Origin of the sequence: Buttiauxella sp. S19-1 (assembly GCF_022134725.1) — a bacterium.
GTDB classification, from domain to species: domain Bacteria; phylum Pseudomonadota; class Gammaproteobacteria; order Enterobacterales; family Enterobacteriaceae; genus Buttiauxella; species Buttiauxella ferragutiae.
On record NZ_JAHWLU010000287.1, the window covers coordinates 1 to 377 of the forward strand.

The 377-nt window shown below is 45.4% G+C and carries 1 tRNA gene and 1 rRNA gene; both read right to left on the reverse strand.

The annotated features are described in order from the left end of the window. Positions 1-129: 129 nt before the first annotated feature. Positions 130-205 (reverse strand) — tRNA-Glu (locus tag MES37_RS24595). 90 nt (positions 206-295) lie between these two features. Further along, positions 296-377: ribosomal RNA gene (locus MES37_RS24600) — 16S ribosomal RNA — on the reverse strand; the annotation flags it as partial.

Consider the following 377-nt stretch of genomic DNA (forward strand, 5'->3'; position numbering starts at 1 on the left):
GAGAAAGGAAACAGTGTGTCGTTTCAATTTTCAGCTTGTTCCGGATTTTTAAAGAGCAATATCTCAAACGTGACTCGAAAGTCAGTTTTGAGATATTCGGTGATAATGTCTTTCACACATTATCGGAGATGGCGTCCCCAAGGGGATTCGAACCCCTGTTACAGCCGTGAAAGGGCAGTGTCCTGGGCCTCTAGACGATGGGGACACGAATAATCCTTTGCAGGATATCGCTTTTTGCTCATTTACTTTCATCAGACAATCTGTGTGAGCACTACGCAAGTTCGTATCTATTAGGTAAGGAGGTGATCCAACCGCAGGTTCCCCTACGGTTACCTTGTTACGACTTCACCCCAGTCATGAATCACAAAGTGGTAAGC